This window comes from Nesterenkonia sp. HG001, assembly GCF_034438835.1.
In the GTDB taxonomy this organism is placed as follows: Bacteria; Actinomycetota; Actinomycetes; order Actinomycetales; family Micrococcaceae; genus Nesterenkonia; species Nesterenkonia xinjiangensis.
The window spans coordinates 218,506-235,201 of record NZ_JAOSZD010000001.1 but is presented as its reverse complement, the minus strand read 5'-3'; the positions used below and the strand labels follow the sequence as shown (position 1 = coordinate 235,201).

The following is a 16,696-nucleotide window of genomic DNA, read 5'->3' as shown; positions in this document are numbered from 1 at the left end:
GCCACGCTCATGACGTGCCTGTCGCCGCCGTCTCGGGCGCGCGGAGCCTAAGCTAGGCTGATGGCTTCTCCACGATCACGCGCCACCATGAAGGACGTCGCCGCGCGGGCCGGCGTCTCGCCGAAGACCGTCTCCAACGTGCTCACCGGCGCGGTGGCCGTCCGGGAGGGGACCCGGGAGCGGGTGCAGGCGGCCATGGATGAGCTGGACTTCGTCCCGAACCTGAGCGCCCGCGGGCTGCGTAACGGGCGCACCGGCATCATCGGGGTGGCGCTTCCGGATCTCGCCACGGCCTTCTCCGCCGACCTCGCCCACACGATCGTGGAGCAGGCCCATGAGCGGGGTCTGGCCGTGCAGTTCGAGGAGACCGCGGCAGAGCCCGAGCGGGAGCATGACCTGGTCTCCCGGGCGCGCACCCACCTGATCGACGGGCTCATCCTCAACCCGGTCCGTCTGGAGGATTCGGTGATCGAACGGGTGGACCATCTGCCGCCCGTGGTGCTCATCGGAGAGGTGGAGCAGCATCGCGCTGATCGGGTGTACGTGGACAGCCGCGTCGCCTCCCGGGAGATCACCGAGCATGTGCTGTCCCGCGGGGCGCGTCGCGTCGCTGCGCTGGGCGGCGCGGTGCGCGGGCAGGAAGGCAAGGCCACCGCCGGTCTGCGCCTGCTGGGATACCTGGACGCACTGCGCGATGCCGGCCTGGAGGCGGACCCCCAGCTGCAGGTGGGCGTGGAGCAGTGGACCATCGGCGGGGCCGCGGCAGCTGTGGAGGAGCTGCTGACCCGGCAGGTGCCCTTCGACGCCGTCGTCGCCTTCACCGACACGTTGGCCTTCGGTGCGCTGCACGCCTTGCACCGGGCGGGGCTCCGTGTTCCCGAGGACGTGCTGGTCACCGGTTTCGACGACGTGGAACATGCGGCGTTCACCCTGCCGCCGCTGACCACCGTGGCCTTCACCCGGACCGACTACGTCAGTGCGGCCCTGGACCTGCTCTCAGCGCGGTTCGAGGAACGGGTGGGGCGGCGCGACGATGGCCCCTCTCAGGCGGTGGTGATCCCGCACCGGCTGGTGCTCCGCGAGTCCACCCAGGGCACCCCCGCGGGGTATGTCCCGACGGGCTCGCCTTGACGGGCGTCAGGTCTCCAGTAGCATGGTGTCCATCGTGATGTGCGCCACAAGGAGATTCTCTGAGGCGTAGTTCCATCGATGGAATTCCTGTCCTCGATCACGCTCGGCCGTGCGTGGAAGGAAGGGGCTGGGTTCTCCGAGACAGAATTACATCGATGTAAAGATGATGGGGGCGCACCTGCGGACCCCATGGTCCCGACCAAGGAATGAGCATCTATGAGACGACCCATCCTCAGCAGGAGGCAGCTCCTCGGGGGCGCGCTCGCCGGCGCAGGAGCCGCCGCGCTGGCCGGATGCGCGCCCAACGTCGGGCCCGCTGACCGGACCACCCTGCAGTTCTGGCATCTGCTCAGCGGCGGTGACGGCATCACCATGGCCGAGCTGCTGGACGGCGTCAATGACTCCCAGGACGACTTCTTCGTCCGCCCGACCGTGCTGGCCTGGGGCACCCCGTACTACACGAAGCTGGCCATGGCCGGCGCGGGCGGCCGTGCCCCGGAGGTCGCCATCATGCACTCCACGCGGGTGCCCGGCTATGTGCCCGGCGGCCTCCTGGACCCGTGGGACGAGGGACAGCTCGCCGAGCTCGGCGTCGACGAGTCCACCTTCACGGGCCCCATGTGGGAGAACAGCCTCGTGGGCGGCGAGCTCTACAGCGTGCCGCTCGATGCCCATCCGTTCCTGATGATGTTCAACCGCGACATCTGCCAGGAGGCAGGCGTCCTCGAAAGCGACGGACGCCTGAGCGTCCCGCAGTCCCCGGACGAGTTCATCTCCCTGTGTGAGGAGATCGGAGGAGTGACCGGCGGCAACGCGCTGTCCTACGGATTCCTGGGTGACGCTCCGCAGATCTGGCGGCTCTTCTACACCTTCTACGCCCAGCACGGGGTCACCATGGAGTTCCCCGACGGAGGCGAAGCCGTCATCGACGACGAGGCCTTCCTCAGCTCCCTGGAGCACATGAGCCGTTTGGTCGACGGGACCATCGCCTCCAGCCGCGGCAACTACGACTCCGCCGTCGCGGAGTTCTCCTCCGGCAGCACCGGGCTGTTCTTCAGCGGCGTCTGGGAGCTGCCCACCATGCAGAACGCCGGCATCCCGGTGGACATGGACATGATTCCGCCGATCTTCGGCGAGCCCATCACCTACGCTGACTCGCACTCCTTCGTGCTGCCGCACCAGCTCAGCCCGGACCCTCAGGCTCGCGAGCATACCTACGAGTTCGTCGCCCAGCTGCTCAAAGACTCCGTGAACTGGGCGACCGCCGGCCATATCGCCGCCTATCTGCCGGTGGTGGACAGCCCCGAGTATCAGGAGCTGCTGCCGCAGGCCAACTACGCGGACGCCGCCGACCACATCGTCTACGACCCCACCGCCTGGTTCACCGGATCCGGGTCCAACTTCGTCAACGAGCTGGGGCAGATGTTCCAGCGCGCGATGACCGCCGGAGACGGCTTCGAGGACGCCCTGGACCAGTTCCGTTCCTACGTGAACTCGATCCTGTCCAATCCCAACCCCGTGGACCCGGAGGGGGCTGAGCAGGTATGAGCGACATCCGAATGACCACCACCGAGAAGACCGACCGCCTCGACGAGATGGCGCCGCCCGGCACCGGCATCGCCCAGGTCGGCGAACGGGCCGCGCGCCGGAAGGAGCGCCTGGTGGCCTGGGCCTTCCTGGCCCCCTTCATGATCGCGTTTCTGATGTTCGTCGTCTGGCCGATGCTCCACGGCGCCTGGCTGAGCTTCACCGACCAGTCGCTGGCCGGTTCGGGCGGGAACTTCGTGGGCCTGGACAACTACGCCGAGGCCTTCACCGACTCCACCATGTGGGGCGCGATCCGCAACACCGTATGGTTCACCATCATCTCCACTGTGCCCCTGGTGCTGTTCGCGATGGTCATGGCCCTGCTGGTCAACACCGGCCTGCCGGGGCAGTGGCTGTGGCGACTCTCGTTCTTCATGCCGTTCCTGCTGGCCTCCACGGTGATCTCACAGATCTGGGCGTGGATCTTCAACCCGGAGATCGGCGCGGCCAACGCGGTGCTCTCCGCCGTCGGGTTGGAGCCGCTGGCCTGGCTGCAGACCCTGCATCTGGACCTGATCTCCATCACCATCGCCACCGTGTGGTGGACGGTCGGCTTCAACTTCCTGCTCTACCTGGCCGCACTGCAGAACATCCCGGAGAGCCAGTACGAGGCCGCGGCGGTGGACGGCGCCGGCCGCTGGCGCCAGCTGTGGTCGATCACGATTCCGCAGCTGCTGCCCGTGACCGGGGTGATCTTCATCCTGCAGATCCTGGCCTCGCTGAAGCTCTTCGACCAGGCCTACCAGATGCTCGGCGGGATCTCCTCGGACACCTCGCGGCCCATCGTGCAGTACATCTTCGAGGCCGGCTTCGTCGGCTACCGCTTCGGCTATGCCGCGTCCATCTCGTACGTGTTCTTCGCCCTGATCGTCGTGGTCGGCGTGATCCAGATGGGCATCCTCAACCGCAGGAAGGGGCAGCGATGACCACCACGGCAGCACTCCCGCAGATCGGGAGCGTCAAGCGCAGCTACAAGCCGGGGGAGGGGCCCTTCACACCGGCCCGGATCCTGGCCTTCATCGCCCTGGCCGTGATGGCTCTGGTCTGGCTCCTGCCCTTCGTGTGGGCCGTGGCCACCTCGTTGAAGACCGAGACCGACGCCGCCTCCGGTCGGCTGACGCTCATCGGCTCGGAGGGCATCTCCTTCGCGGCCTTCGACACGGTTCTCTCCGAGGGCAACGTCTACATCTGGGCGTGGAACAGCTTCTGGACCTCGGCGGTGATCACCTTCCTCACCGTGGCGATCTCCGCGCTGGCCGCCTACGCCTTCTCCCGGATGCAGTTCCGCGGCCGGGCCACCGTGTTCTTCGCCGTCATCGCGTCGATCATCGTGCCGCCACAGGTGCTGATCATCCCGCTGTACTACCAGATGCTGGCGTTCAACATGGTCGACACCTACTGGGGTCTGATCCTGCCGCAGGTGGTCATGGCGCCGATCGTGTTCATCCTGAAGAAGTTCTTCGACGCAGTGCCCATCGAGCTGGAGGACGCCGCCCGGGTGGACGGCGCCGGACGGCTGCGGGTCTTCTGGTCGGTGGTGCTGCCGCTGTCCAAACCGATCCTCGGCGCGGTGTCGATCTTCGTCTTCATCCAAGCCTGGAACAACTTCCTGTGGCCGTTCATCATCATCAACGACACGCTGCTCATGACGCTGCCGGTCGGACTGCAAACCGTGATCAGCGCCTACGGCGTCGCCTATGCCCAGGTGATGGCCCAGGCCGTGCTGGCCGCGCTGCCGCTGATCGTGGTGTTCCTCTTCTTCCAGCGCCAGATCGTCCAGGGTGTGGCCACCACCGGCTTCGGCGGGAAGTGACCTCCCCACCCCGGCGGCGTCGTCGTACGGCGGTGCCACCGGGGCACCCAGCTCTCTCCAGACATCCCCTCACCCTTTAAGAACAGGAGACTCATGTCCCAGGCACATCTGACCGTCGACCGCGCCTTCACCGTCGCGGACGTGCCCCACAGGCTCTTCGGATCCTTCGTGGAGCACATGGGCCGGTGCGTGTACACCGGCATCTTCGAGCCCGGTCACCCGCAGGCCGATCAGCGCGGCTTCCGTCAGGACGTCATGAAGCTGGTCAAGGAGCTCGGCCCCACCGTGGTGCGCTACCCGGGCGGCAACTTCGTCTCCGGCTACCTGTGGGAGGACGGCGTCGGGCCGGTGGAGGACCGTCCGGTCCGCATCGACGGCGCCTGGCACTCCATCGAGACCAACGCCTTCGGCCTTCACGAGTTCGTGGAGTGGGCGCGTGAGGCCGAGGTCGAGGTCATGGAGGCCGTCAACCTCGGCACCCGCGGGGTGGAGGAGGCCCGTGCCCTGGTGGAGTATGCCAACCACCCGGGTGGCACCTATTGGTCCGATCTGCGCAGGAAGAACGGCGCGGCCACCGGCACCATCGAAGAGCCCTTCGACATCCGCCTGTGGTGCCTGGGCAACGAACTCGACGGGCCATGGCAGATCGGGCACAAGACCGCAGACGAGTACGGTCGGCTGGCCCAGGAGACCGCCAAGGCCATGCGGCTGGTGGACCCGGACCTCGAGCTCGTGGCCGTGGGCTCCTCCAACCGGCAGATGCCGACCTTCGGCTCCTGGGAGCACACCGTGCTCTCGCACACCTATGCGGAGGTCGACTACATCTCCATGCACGCCTACTACCAGGAGCACGACGGCGACGCCGCCTCCTTCCTGGCCGAGGCGGTGGACATGGACGCGTTTATCGACGGCGTGGTCTCCACCATCGACGCCGTGAAGGCCGCCGGCAAGCACACCAAGCAGGTCGACATCTCCTTCGACGAGTGGAACGTCTGGTACCAGCGGGGCCTCGAGACCGAGGACCAGCCCCACCAGGTCGCCAAGGGGTGGCAGAAGCATCCCCGGCTGATCGAGGACTCCTACAACGTCACCGATGCGGTGGTGGTGGGAACCCTGATGCACTCGCTGCTGCGCCATGGTGACCGCGTGCGGATCGCCAATCAGGCGCAGCTGGTCAACGTCATCGCCCCGATCCTCTCTGAAGAAGGGGGCCCGGCCTGGCGTCAGTCCATCTTCTGGCCCTTCGCCAGGATCGCCGCCATGGCGCGCGGGCAGATCCTGCGCCTTGCCGTGGACGCTGACCAGGTCTCCACCCAGAAGTTCGGGGACGTCGACGTCGTCGACGCCGCCGCCACCTGGGACGAGGGTACCGGGAGGCTGTCGCTGTTCGTGGCCAACCGGGGGATGGAGGAGTCCAACGACCTCACCCTGGACCTGCATGGTCTCGAGGCCACCGGAATCAGCTCCGCCGAAGTGCTCGCGATCCCGGAGGAGCGGGACCGCAAGGCGGCGAACGTGCTCGACGATCAGGACGCCGTCGGCCTCCGTCCGCTGCGTGAGGTCGGGCTCGAGGACGGCGCGCTGCGAGTGACGCTGCCGCCGATGTCCTGGGCCGTGGTGCAGCTGGAGGTCAAGTCCGCCTGAGCGCAGGACCGCCGGTGCCCCGGCGGGGAGGGACGGGCCGTGTGTGAGCTTCAGCCTCACACACGGCCCGTCCGCGCGTCGGGGATCTGCCCGCCCGGATCGACGCCCATACTGGAAGGTGCGGTGGGTCAGGTGCGTCCGGCTCGCCGCTGTCCTGACCGCTGGGCTTCAGCCCGCAGACGTCCCCGGCCGACCTCCGAGGAGAACCGGATATGCCGCAGCCCGCCCCAGGCCGCCGTCGTCGTCCCTCCGCCGTCGCCGTGGCGCTCGCGGTCTCCGGGGTGCTCATGATGGCCGGATGTGGCGATGATCCGGCCATCGCAGACCGGGACCGTGGGGGAGGACCGATCGGCGACCCTGGCGGGGACCAGCAGCTGCGTGCCCCCGAACCCGAAGGCAACCAGCTCTCCCATGAGGAGATGCGTGAAGCCCTGGAGGAGCACTTCGGCGAGGCGACCATCACCGACACCGACGACGTCCTGCCGGGCCTGCGCGATCTGGACACCGAGCTCCAGCGCCTGCGGGTGGCGCCTCAGGAGTGCAAGCAGTACGTGGTGGAGTCCGCGAGCCCGCTCCCTGACGGCTCGCTGGTGGCCCACGCGGTGCAGGCAGGATCGGTCGGGGGTTCGGAGGACTCGGGCGGCTCGGGGGACTCTGAAGATTCTGAGGACACCGGCTCGGGCAGCGTGGAGGCGACCGTCTACACCTTCGCTGAGTGGGAGTCGGCCGACGCTCTGCTCTCCGGCGAGCAGGACGGCGTCGCGCTCTGCGACACCTACACGGCGACCCGACCTTCCGGTGAGGAGGACGGGGAGCCTCCGGTCACCGAGGTCACGGTCGAGGAGGTCTCGATGTCCTCCGCCGCCGACGCGTCGCTGGGGCTGACCCAGGAGCTGAGGGCCGACGGTGCCACCTCCCATCTGGTGGCCGTGATGCTGCGGCATGGCTCCCAGGTGGTGCTCGTAGCCGAAGCCGGGGCCGAGGCGCCGGAGGAGGACGAGGTCGAGGACCTGGTGGAGCAGCTGCAGGAGCAGGCCGCGGCGGTGCTCTCGGATCTGACCGGCGAGGATCTCGCCCTCGAGGACGAAGACGACGATGACGAGGATGCCGACGAGGACGCTGGGTCAGACGAGGACGAGTCTGACGAGGAGTCCGGCGACGGGGACGAAACGGACCAGGACGAAACGGACGAGGACGAAACGGACCAGGACGAAACGGACCAGGACGACTCCTGAGCGCCCGGCTCTGTCGGTGACCCCTAGTAGACTTCCTTCGGCAGCAGACCCATCGATCTGGAATTGAGTTCACCGTGCCCCTGAGACTGTCGGATCTCTTTCTCCGCACCTTGCGTGACAACCCCGCCGACGCCGAGGTCGCCAGCCATCAGCTGCTGGTCCGTGCAGGCTATATCCGTCGTGCGGCACCGGGCGTGTACTCGTGGCTGCCGCTGGGGATCAAGGTGCTGCGCAAGCTGGAGGCCATCGTCCGGGAGGAGATGGACCGGATCGGCGCCCAGGAGATCCACCTGCCGGCGCTGCTGCCGAAGGAGCCCTATGAGGCCTCCGGCCGTTGGGAGGACTATGGGGACAACATCTTCCGTCTCCAGGACCGCAAGGGCGCGGACTACCTGCTGGCGCCCACCCATGAGGAGCTCTTCACCCTCCTGGTGAAGGACTTCTACACCTCGTACAAGGACCTGCCGGTCTCGCTGTACCAGATCCAGACCAAGTACCGGGACGAGGCCCGTCCGCGGGCCGGCCTGCTGCGCGGCCGAGAGTTCATCATGAAGGACTCCTACTCGTTCTGCCTCTCCGAGGAGGATCAGCGGGCGGCCTACGACGCCCACCGTGCCGCCTATCTGCGGATCTTCGAGCGTCTGGGGCTCGAGGTCGTGCCGGTGGACGCGGTCTCCGGGGCGATGGGCGGCTCGGCCTCCGAGGAGTTCCTGTTCCCGTCCTCGGTCGGGGAGGACACCTTCGTGGAGTCCGACGGCGGCTACCGCGCCAATGTGGAGGCAGTCACCACGGTGGTGCCCGCAGCGATCGACCATTCCGACCTGCCCCCGGCCGAGGTGCACCACACCCCGGGGACCAACACCATCGAGACGCTGGTCGCAGCGGCGAACGAGAACCACGCACGCGCAGACCGGGCCTGGACGGCCGCGGACACCTTGAAGAACGTGGTGATCGCCGTCGTGATGCCTGACGGTGAGAGGCGCGTGGCGGTCATCGCAGTGCCTGGAGACCGCGACGTCGACCTCAAGCGTGTGGAGGCGACCGTCGGGGAACACCTGGGCGCGGCCGGCGAGGTCACCGTCGAGGCAGCTACCTCGGAGGACCTGGAGTCTCACCCGCTGCTGGTCCGCGGCTACATCGGCCCCGGCCTGGAGCTGGAACACCCGGTCCTGGGGGCAGAGGGCGCCACCGGCATCCCGTACCTGGTGGACCCCAGGGTGGTCTCGGGCACCAGCTGGATCACCGGAGCGAATCACCGGGATCAGCATGTCTTCGGGCTGGTGGCCGGCCGTGACTTCACCTGGGACGGCGTGATCGAGTCCGTGGTGGTGAAGGAGGGAGACCCCGCCCCGGACGGCTCCGGTCCGCTGCGCACGCGCCGCGGCATCGAGCTGGGTCACATCTTCCATCTCGGGAAGCGCTACGCCGAAGCGCTGGGACTGCAGGTCCTCGACGTCAACGGCAAGCTGGCCACCGTGACCATGGGCTCCTACGGCTTCGGCGTGACCCGGGTGCTGGCCGCGATCGCGGAGGCCAACAACGATGAGCGCGGCCTGGTGTGGCCCGGTTCGATCGCCCCGGCGGACGTGCACGTGGTGGCCACTGGCAAGGACCCGGCGATCGGCGAGGCGGCTGAGACGCTCGTGGCGGCTCTGGAGGTGGAGGGCGTCTCGGTGATGTTCGACGACCGCCCCAAGGTGTCCCCGGGCGTGAAGTTCTCGGACGCCGAGCTGCTGGGCGTGCCCACCCTTGTGGTGGTGGGCCGGGGTCTGGTCGACGGGATGATCGAGCTCAAGGACCGCCGCTCGGGTGAGGCTGAGCAGGTCCCCGTCGACGGCGCCGTGACGGCGATCGTCGGGCGCGTCTCCTCGCTGCGCTGACGGCCGCGGTCGTGGAGGTTCTTCTCGACCAGCTTGCCGAGATCTCGCTGCTGACGATCCTGCTGCTGCTGGTCGTGGGCTTCGCGGCCGGGTGGGTGGATGCCGTCGTCGGCGGGGGCGGGCTGCTGCAGCTGCCCGCACTGCTGACGGTTCCGGGGATCACTCCGGTGCAGGCGCTGGCCACCAACAAGCTGGGGTCGATCTTCGGGACCACCACCTCGGCGATCACCTACATCCGGCGTGTGAAGCCCAGTCTGACCACGGCTGCTCCGACGGCTTTCGCGGCCCTCTGCGCCAGCTTCGGCGGGGCGATGGTGGCCGCGTGGCTCCCGGAGGCGGTGATCCTGCCGTTGATCGTGCTGGCGCTGCTGGCGGTGGGTGTCTTCACCGCGGCGAAGCCGAACGTGGGACAGCTGGAGAAGCTGCGCCACGTGGGGCTGGGACACGTGGCTCGTGCGGTGCTGATCGGTCTGTTGGTGGGTTTCTATGACGGTGTGCTGGGGCCGGGGACGGGGACGTTCCTGATCATCGGTCTGGTGATGGTGCTGGGGTACAGCTTCCTCAACGCCTCGGCCCACGCGAAGATCGTCAACGCGGCGACCAACCTGGGGGCGCTGCTGTACTTCGGCCCTGCCGGCCACGCGCTGATCGCGGTCGGCCTGCTGCTGGGCGTGGCGAACATGCTGGGCGGCTACACCGGGGCGCGCATGGCGATCGCCAAGGGGTCACGGTTCGTCCGCGTGGTGTTCCTGGTGGTGGTGTTCGCCCTGGTGGCCAACCTGAGCTGGGACCTGCTGACCACCTGGTTCGGCTGACCGCCCGGCCCTGTCCCGCCCTCGCCCTGCTCGTCCCCGTCGAGTTCGCTTGTCCCCGTGCAATTCCGCGGGGACAAGCGAACTCGACGGGGACGAAGTGGCCCTAGACCCGCGGGACGCCGGCGTTCACCAGCTTCTGGCGCAGCAGCTCCACGGTCTGGACCTCCGTCCATATGAAGCGGGCGACGCCGAGGCCCAGGGCCCGCAGGCCGTCCTCGCGGACCTTCTCCTCGTACACCACCTCAGAGACATCGCGGTGCCCGAGCACGCCGTTTCGGGTGTACTTCGCCCATCCGTCGAACTCCCCGACGATCCCTGCGCTCCTCCAGAACAGGTCCACCCGAGCAGTCCTGCCGTCGGGCAGGACGAACTCCACCTGTGTCTCAGGCGTCTCGAACCCGAGGTCCTCCACGCGCAGGCGGGTCAGCGACTCTCCGACAGACTCCGCGCCGGAGTCGGAGCGTGCCCACGCGCTGGCCCAGCGTCGGCTGCCTCGCCGGCTGCGGATGAGCGGGGTCCACGGCTCGACGTCTTCCGGGGCCAGCCTGTGCCCTGAGGCCCAGCGTCCGGACCGCACCGAGTCGAGCACGACGACGGCGTCGGTGACCTCCATGCGGGGCAGGGTGTCAGCGAGCACGAGGCCCAGCGGCTCGACGAGGATCCCAAGATCGTGCAGTCTGTGCTCCCCGGCGTCGGGCAGGGGTCGGCGAACCGTGGCGGGGGAGGGAAGCGTCTCGGCGGCCTGCCGCATGGCGCTGGAGGCCAGCACCCTCCGGGTGGGCACGCCCGCCAGATCAGCAGTGTCGGGCCGACGACGGCGTGGGCCCTTCAGCGGCCCGTCAGAGGAGGCCAGAAGGGCGCCCACGGTGTCCGGTCCGGCACGCCCGACGAGCCGGGGCGCGGGCCGGATCCCCGCCTCTTGGCGTCGCCAGGTGCGCAGGTGAACTGCCTCCGGGACGCGGAGCTGGTCCACCCCGTGCACGGCCAGGGCCGTCTCCCGGCAGATGACGGAGCCTGGGGCGGCCAGCCGTGTCGCCGCGGTGGCCAGCAGGTGCCGGTCCCAGGGCGGTGCCTGCAACCATGCCCCCGGGTCGATGTACACGCCACGGCGGAGTCGAAGCAGACGTCCGGCGTCGACGGCTCGGGTGAAGCTCTGGGAGGCCTGTGTGCTGTCCTCGGATGACCCGGCATGGAGGAGCGGATGGCTGGCGGTTCGACGGGCGGCGCTCATCCTCCGACTATGGCGCACCGGGTCGGAGGCGTGGGGCTCTCGTGCGCATCTGTGGACAACCCCCACCTCTTGTCCCCGTCCTGTTCGTCTGTCCCCGTACATTTCCACGGGGACAGACGAACAGGACGGGGACTGCTGAAAGGTGTGAGAAACATGACGGGGCGCCGTCGTCAGCGGGCCCCGTCGGAGAGCGGCACTGTGCTCCCCGCACCGATACAATCGAGGCGCACCAGCACCCGACCGCCGGAGGTACGTCCCATGGCATCCCCACGCCGCCCCCGCGAGGACCAGGAGTCCCGCGACCCCCGAGCCTCGGCGCTGGTCTCCGTGATCGAGCCGACCGTCACAGCCCACGGGCTGCACCTGGAGGAGGTCGATCTGGCCAGCGGCCCGACCACCACCCTGCGAGTGGTCGTGGACTTCGCTGCAGGCACCGAGCAGGTCGATCTGGACACCGTCGCGGGTCTCTCCGAGGCGCTGTCGGCGGTGCTGGACGGCGCGGACGTGCTCACCGAGGTCGCCTCCTATGACCTTGAGGTCTCCACCCCGGGCGCGACCCGTCCGTTGACCGAGCCGCGGCATTTCGCGCGCAACGTCGGCCGGCTGCTGGAGATCGAACGGGAGGAGGGCGCTCCGGTGGTGGCGCGCCTGGAGGAGGTCGCCGACGACGGCGTGGTTGTCGCCGAGCAGCGCCCAGCCCCGAAGAAGGGCATGCCGGTGAAGTACGGGGATCCGGTGGAGATCGCCTTCGATGCGATCCGCCGCGCCCGAGTGCAGGTAGAGTTTTCCCACAAGGAGTGACCACACCGAGCGAAGAGGCCGGCCGAGATCATCGGCCGGAGGATGAGCGACGGAGCGATCGGACCGGGCCTGTGCGGCACGGGCGAACTGGAGGAACAAGTGGATATCGATATGAGTGCCCTGCGCATGCTCGTCAAAGAGCGTGACATTCCCCTCGAGAAGCTGATACCGGCCATCGAGCAGGCTCTCGTGCTGGCATACCACAAGTCCCCGGGAGCGCTGCAGCACGCTCGTGCCGAGATCGATCAGTCCACCGGTCACGTGACCGTCTGGGCCAAGGAGTTCACCGAGGAGGGCGGCGTCCTCGGCGAGTTCGACGACACTCCGAAGAACTTCGGTCGCATCGCCGCGTCCACCGCACGGCAGGTCATCATGCAGCGCATCCGTGATGCTGAGGATGACCAGGTCCTCGGTGAGTTCAAAGGCCGCGAGGGCGAGCTGATCTCCGGTCTCGTCCAGCAGGGTCGCAACCCGCACATGGTGCAGGTGGACCTGGGCTCCGTGGAGGCTGTCCTGCCCCCGCAGGAGCACGTTCCCGGGGAGGTCTACTCCCATGGTTCGCGCCTGCGGGCCTTCGTGGTGGACGTCCACCGCGGGATGAAGGGGCCTTCGATCACGCTCTCCCGCTCGCACCCGGGGCTGGTGAAGAAGCTCTTCGAGCACGAGGTCCCGGAGATCGCCGACGGCACGGTGGAGATCACCGCCATCGCTCGCGAGGCCGGCCACCGCACCAAGATCGCCGTGCGGAGCAGCCAGTCGGGGATCAACGCCAAGGGCGCCTGCATCGGATCGATGGGCTCCCGCGTGCGGGCCGTGATGACCGAGCTCAACGACGAGAAGATCGACATCATCGATCACAGTGACGACCCGGCGGAGTTCATCGCCCATGCGCTGTCGCCCTCGAAGGTCTCCTCGGTGACGGTCGTGGACGAGAACGCCCGCTCGGCGCGGGTGGTCGTTCCCGATTACCAGCTCTCCCTGGCGATCGGCAAGGAGGGGCAGAACGCCCGTCTGGCCGCCAAACTGACCGGTTGGCGCATCGACATCGTCTCCGACGCCGCTCCTGCCGCCGACTGACCACCCGGCCTGTGGGTGAGGGGACTCACTCGCGCGGGAATGATTCTTCCGTGACCACGCCGAGGGGGTAGACTGTCATGGTCCCTGTCCGAACCTGCGTCGGCTGTCGCCGACGGGTTGAGCAGGGAGACGTCGTGAGACTTGCACTGGCGCCCGAGGCTGTGGAGCCCGACGCCGACCGGTCGTCCGGTCGGCGCGAGGTGGTTTCTCAGCCTTGTCGGGTGGTGGTCGACGCCGTGTGCCGGATGCCCGGTCGCGGAGCGTGGATCCACCCGAGGCCGGAGTGCTTCGAGGCGGCGGTGCGGCGGAAGGCCTTCAACCGGGCGTTCCGCCGGCCGGTCAGCATCGAGTCCCTCAGTTTCGAGCACGTCGAGGCCGCCGCTGTGCGGCCCTGGCGCCGAGGCTGAAGACGTCCCAGCACACACCAGATGAAAGCGGGTTGGAAAGAGATGGACACCCGATGAGCACCGACGGATGAGTACCCAGTGAAGACATCCCTGAGTGACTCCGTCATGAATCTCAGAAATTTCAACGGCTCCGTCCGGTGAGACGCTGATATCAGCCCCGCTGATCTCGGCGGGCATCGCGCGGGCCAGAATGAGGAGCAAAGTGGCCAAGGCCCGCGTACATGAGCTCGCCAAAGAGCTCGGCATCACATCCAAGGACGCTCTTGCCAAGCTGCAGGAGATGGGCGAATTCGTGAAGTCGCCGTCCTCCACCGTGGAACCCCCGGTGGCCAAGAAACTGCGTTCGGCGTTCCCCCACGCCAAGAAGGACGCCTCCCAGAAGTCTGCCCCGAAGCCTGGAGGCGGCCCCTCGCCGACTCCCGGCGGGGTGAAGCCCGGCCCGAAGCCGGCGCAGAAGCCTGGTCCGAAGCCTGTCGAGGAGAAGCCTGCCCCGCAGGCGCCTCAGGCTGAGGCTCCCCAGCCCTCTGCCGAGAAGCCTGACCAGGCGGGTTCTGCCGCGCCTGCTCCGAGCGAGTCGGCCGAGAAGCCTGCTGCGGACAAGCCTGCTCCGGAGTCCCCGGTGACTCGCGCCCCCCGCCCCGGCGGTCCGAAGCCCGACGGCGCCAAGACCGGTGAGGATGCCCCGAAGTCTGGCGGCACTCGTCCGGGTCCGCGTCCGGGCAACAACCCGTTCGCCCCGAAGCAGGGCATGGGCTCCTCGGAGCGCCCGGCCCCGCGACCCGGCGGTTCCGGCGGCCCCCGCCCCGGTCCGCGTCCGGGCCCTCGTCCGGGCAACAACCCGTTCGCCTCCCAGCAGGGCATGCGCACCGAGCGCGGCGGCGGCCCCCGTCCCGCGGGCGGTCGCGGTCGGCAGGGAGCACCGGCCCAGGGCGGTGCTCGTCCCGGCGGTCCGCGTCCGGGCCCGGAGCAGGGCGGCGGCGCTCGTCCGAAGCCTTCGATGATGCCCGGACAGACCACCTCTCCCGGTGGCGGTGGGCGTCCCGGTGGCGCTCCCGGGCGTCCCGGTGCTCCGGCCGGCGGCCCGCCGCGTGGCCGTGGTGGCCGTGGTCGTGGCGGCACTGCCGGCGCCTTCGGGCGCGGTGGTCCGTCCCGGTCGAGGTCGCGCAAGTCCAAGCGCGCCAAGCGTCAGGAGATGGAGCAGCGGCAGACCCGTGAGATCGGCGGTGTGCGCGTCCCCAAGGGTGACGGCACTACGATCCTGCGCCTGCGTCGCGGCTCCTCCCTGGCTGACTTCGCCGAGAAGATCAATGCTGAGCCCGCGGCGCTGGTCACCGTGCTGATGAAGCTCGGTGAGATGGCCACGGCCAACCAGTCCCTGGACGAGGAGACCTTCCAGCTGCTCGGGGAGGAGCTGGGCTACAGGGTCCAGATCGTCTCGCCTGAGGATGAGGACCGTGAGCTGCTCGAGACCTTCGACATCAACCTGGCGGCCGAGGCGGCCGCCGAGGATGCCGATGACCTCGAAGCGCGTCCCGCGGTGGTCACCGTCATGGGTCACGTCGACCACGGTAAGACCCGTCTGCTGGACGCCGTCCGTAACTCGAACGTCACCGAGGGTGAGGCCGGAGGCATCACCCAGCACATCGGTGCGTACCAGGTGCACGTCGAGCATGACGGCCGCGAGCGGGGCCTGACCTTCATCGACACCCCCGGCCACGAGGCGTTCACCGCCATGCGTGCCCGTGGTGCGAAGGTCACCGACATCGCCGTGCTGGTGGTCGCCGCCGACGACGGCGTGATGCCGCAGACGGTGGAGGCGCTGAACCACGCCAAGGCGGCCGGTGTGCCGATCGTGGTCGCGGTCAACAAGATGGACAAGGAGGGCGCCGCACCGGAGAAGATCCGTGGGCAGCTCACCGAGTACGAGCTGATTCCCGAGGAGTACGGCGGCGAGACCATGTTCGTCGACATCTCGGCGATCCAGGGTCAGAACATCGACCAGCTGCTCGAGGCGATCCTGCTGACCGCAGATGCGGCGCTGGAGCTGACGGCCAACCCGTCCAAGGAGGCCCGCGGCGTCGCCATCGAGGCACACCTGGACAAGGGCCGTGGCCCGGTGGCCACCGTGCTGGTGCAGTCCGGCACGCTGAAGGTCGGTGACAACATGGTCGCCGGCACCGCCTTCGGCCGTGTGCGTGCGATGTTCGACGAGAACGGCGATCTGGTCGAAGAGGCCGTCCCGTCCCGTCCGGTCCAGGTGCTGGGTCTGTCCTCGGTGCCGCGCGCCGGTGACAGCTTCCTGGTCACCTCGGATGACCGTACGGCCCGTCAGATCGCTGAGAAGCGTGAGGCCGTCGAGCGCAACGCGATGCTGGCCAAGCGTCGCAAGCGCGTGAGCCTGGAGAACTTCGACCAGGTCGTGGCCGAGGGCAAGATCGACACGCTGAACCTGATCCTCAAGGGTGACGTCTCCGGTGCTGTCGAGGCGCTGGAGGACGCTCTGCTGGGCATCGACGTCGGTGATGACGTGCAGCTGCGCGTGATCCACCGTGGCGTCGGCGCCATCACGCAGAATGACGTCAACCTGGCCACCGTGGATGAGGCCGTGATCGTCGGATTCAACGTGCGTCCGGCCGAGCGGGTCCAGGACCTGGCTGACCGGGAGGGCGTGGACATGCGCTTCTACTCGGTCATCTACGCGGCGATCGATGACATCGAGGCTGCGCTGAAGGGCATGCTCAAGCCGGAGTACGAAGAGGTCCAGCTGGGCAGCGCGGAGGTCCGCGAGGTCTTCCGCTCCTCGAAGTTCGGCAACATCGCCGGTTCGATCGTCCGGTCGGGCACCATCCGCCGCAACGCCAAGGCGCGCCTGGTGCGCGACGGCTCTGTGGTGGTGGACAACCTGGCCATCGAGTCGCTGCGTCGCTACAAGGATGACGCCACTGAGGTCCGCGAGGGCTTCGAGTGCGGTATCGGCCTGGGCTCGTTCAACGACATCAACGACGGCGACGTCATCGAGACCTGGGAGATGCGCGAGATCCCGCGCGTCTGAGTCTCATGTCGCCTGACACCTCC

Annotated in this window: 13 protein-coding genes; 12 read left to right on the top strand and 1 reads right to left on the bottom strand. The window is 68.4% G+C overall.

The annotated features are described in order from the left end of the window. Positions 1 to 60: 60 nt before the first annotated feature. From ODE13_RS01035 to ODE13_RS01000, 8 genes are all read left to right on the top strand, one after another. Positions 61 to 1,131 (top strand): LacI family DNA-binding transcriptional regulator, encoded by a 1,071-nt coding sequence (locus ODE13_RS01035; protein WP_322477595.1) that lies wholly within the window; start codon positions 61 to 63, stop codon positions 1,129 to 1,131. A gap of 216 nt (positions 1,132 to 1,347) precedes the next feature. Further along, on the top strand, positions 1,348 to 2,679 hold the full coding sequence (locus ODE13_RS01030) for an extracellular solute-binding protein (protein WP_322477594.1): 1,332 nt from the start codon (positions 1,348 to 1,350) through the stop codon (positions 2,677 to 2,679). Beyond that, positions 2,676 to 3,644 (top strand): sugar ABC transporter permease, encoded by a 969-nt coding sequence (locus ODE13_RS01025; protein ID WP_322477593.1) that lies wholly within the window; start codon positions 2,676 to 2,678, stop codon positions 3,642 to 3,644. The genes ODE13_RS01030 and ODE13_RS01025 overlap by 4 nt, the downstream gene beginning before the upstream one ends. Beyond that, on the top strand, positions 3,641 to 4,531 hold the full coding sequence (locus ODE13_RS01020; protein WP_179542354.1) for a carbohydrate ABC transporter permease: 891 nt from the start codon (positions 3,641 to 3,643) through the stop codon (positions 4,529 to 4,531). The genes ODE13_RS01025 and ODE13_RS01020 overlap by 4 nt, the downstream gene beginning before the upstream one ends. Before the next feature lie 93 nt (positions 4,532 to 4,624). Then, on the top strand, positions 4,625 to 6,175 hold the full coding sequence (locus tag ODE13_RS01015; RefSeq protein WP_322477592.1) for an alpha-N-arabinofuranosidase: 1,551 nt from the start codon (positions 4,625 to 4,627) through the stop codon (positions 6,173 to 6,175). A 212-nt stretch (positions 6,176 to 6,387) separates the two neighbouring features. Beyond that, complete coding sequence (locus ODE13_RS01010) at positions 6,388 to 7,410, top strand: hypothetical protein (protein WP_322477591.1); 1,023 nt, start codon at positions 6,388 to 6,390, stop codon at positions 7,408 to 7,410. Between the two features lie 74 nt (positions 7,411 to 7,484). Next, positions 7,485 to 9,290, top strand: coding sequence for a proline--tRNA ligase (locus tag ODE13_RS01005; protein WP_322477590.1), 1,806 nt, complete (start codon positions 7,485 to 7,487; stop codon positions 9,288 to 9,290). Positions 9,291 to 9,301: 11 nt separating this feature from the next. Then, positions 9,302 to 10,105, top strand: coding sequence for a TSUP family transporter (locus tag ODE13_RS01000; RefSeq protein WP_322477589.1), 804 nt, complete (start codon positions 9,302 to 9,304; stop codon positions 10,103 to 10,105). Between the two features lie 103 nt (positions 10,106 to 10,208). On the opposite strand, the gene ODE13_RS00995 is transcribed toward ODE13_RS01000, so the two are convergent. Beyond that, positions 10,209 to 11,336 (bottom strand): hypothetical protein, encoded by a 1,128-nt coding sequence (locus tag ODE13_RS00995; RefSeq protein WP_322477588.1) that lies wholly within the window; start codon positions 11,334 to 11,336, stop codon positions 10,209 to 10,211. 258 nt (positions 11,337 to 11,594) lie between these two features. Here ODE13_RS00995 and rimP point away from each other — a divergent pair, with 258 nt between their 5' ends. The 4 genes from rimP (at position 11,595) to infB (ending at position 16,673) form a co-directional block, all read left to right on the top strand. Continuing rightward, complete coding sequence (gene rimP, locus ODE13_RS00990; RefSeq protein WP_322477587.1) at positions 11,595 to 12,137, top strand: ribosome maturation factor RimP; 543 nt, start codon at positions 11,595 to 11,597, stop codon at positions 12,135 to 12,137. 99 nt (positions 12,138 to 12,236) lie between these two features. Further along, a complete protein-coding gene (gene nusA / locus ODE13_RS00985) occupies positions 12,237 to 13,214 on the top strand; it encodes a transcription termination factor NusA (RefSeq protein ID WP_179542361.1) in 978 nt (325 codons plus the stop codon). A 134-nt stretch (positions 13,215 to 13,348) separates the two neighbouring features. After that, complete coding sequence (locus ODE13_RS00980; RefSeq protein WP_416210497.1) at positions 13,349 to 13,621, top strand: YlxR family protein; 273 nt, start codon at positions 13,349 to 13,351, stop codon at positions 13,619 to 13,621. Positions 13,622 to 13,823: 202 nt separating this feature from the next. Then, positions 13,824 to 16,673 carry a translation initiation factor IF-2 gene (gene infB, locus ODE13_RS00975; RefSeq protein WP_322477585.1) on the top strand — a complete coding sequence of 950 codons (2,850 nt, stop codon included), beginning with the start codon at positions 13,824 to 13,826 and terminating at the stop codon, positions 16,671 to 16,673. The last annotated feature ends 23 nt before the right edge of the window (positions 16,674 to 16,696 follow it).

Excerpts from the sequence above, each read along its gene's own strand:
- ODE13_RS01035 (WP_322477595.1), top strand. The coding sequence starts at position 61 with ATGGCTTCTCCACGATCACGCGCCACCATGAAGGACGTCGCCGCGCGG.
- ODE13_RS01030 (WP_322477594.1), top strand. The coding sequence starts at position 1,348 with ATGAGACGACCCATCCTCAGCAGGAGGCAGCTCCTCGGGGGCGCGCTC.
- ODE13_RS01025 (WP_322477593.1), top strand. The coding sequence starts at position 2,676 with ATGAGCGACATCCGAATGACCACCACCGAGAAGACCGACCGCCTCGAC.
- ODE13_RS01020 (WP_179542354.1), top strand. The coding sequence starts at position 3,641 with ATGACCACCACGGCAGCACTCCCGCAGATCGGGAGCGTCAAGCGCAGC.
- ODE13_RS01015 (WP_322477592.1), top strand. The coding sequence starts at position 4,625 with ATGTCCCAGGCACATCTGACCGTCGACCGCGCCTTCACCGTCGCGGAC.
- ODE13_RS01010 (WP_322477591.1), top strand. The coding sequence starts at position 6,388 with ATGCCGCAGCCCGCCCCAGGCCGCCGTCGTCGTCCCTCCGCCGTCGCC.
- ODE13_RS00995 (WP_322477588.1), bottom strand. The coding sequence starts at position 11,336 with ATGAGCGCCGCCCGTCGAACCGCCAGCCATCCGCTCCTCCATGCCGGG.
- rimP (WP_322477587.1), top strand. The coding sequence starts at position 11,595 with ATGGCATCCCCACGCCGCCCCCGCGAGGACCAGGAGTCCCGCGACCCC.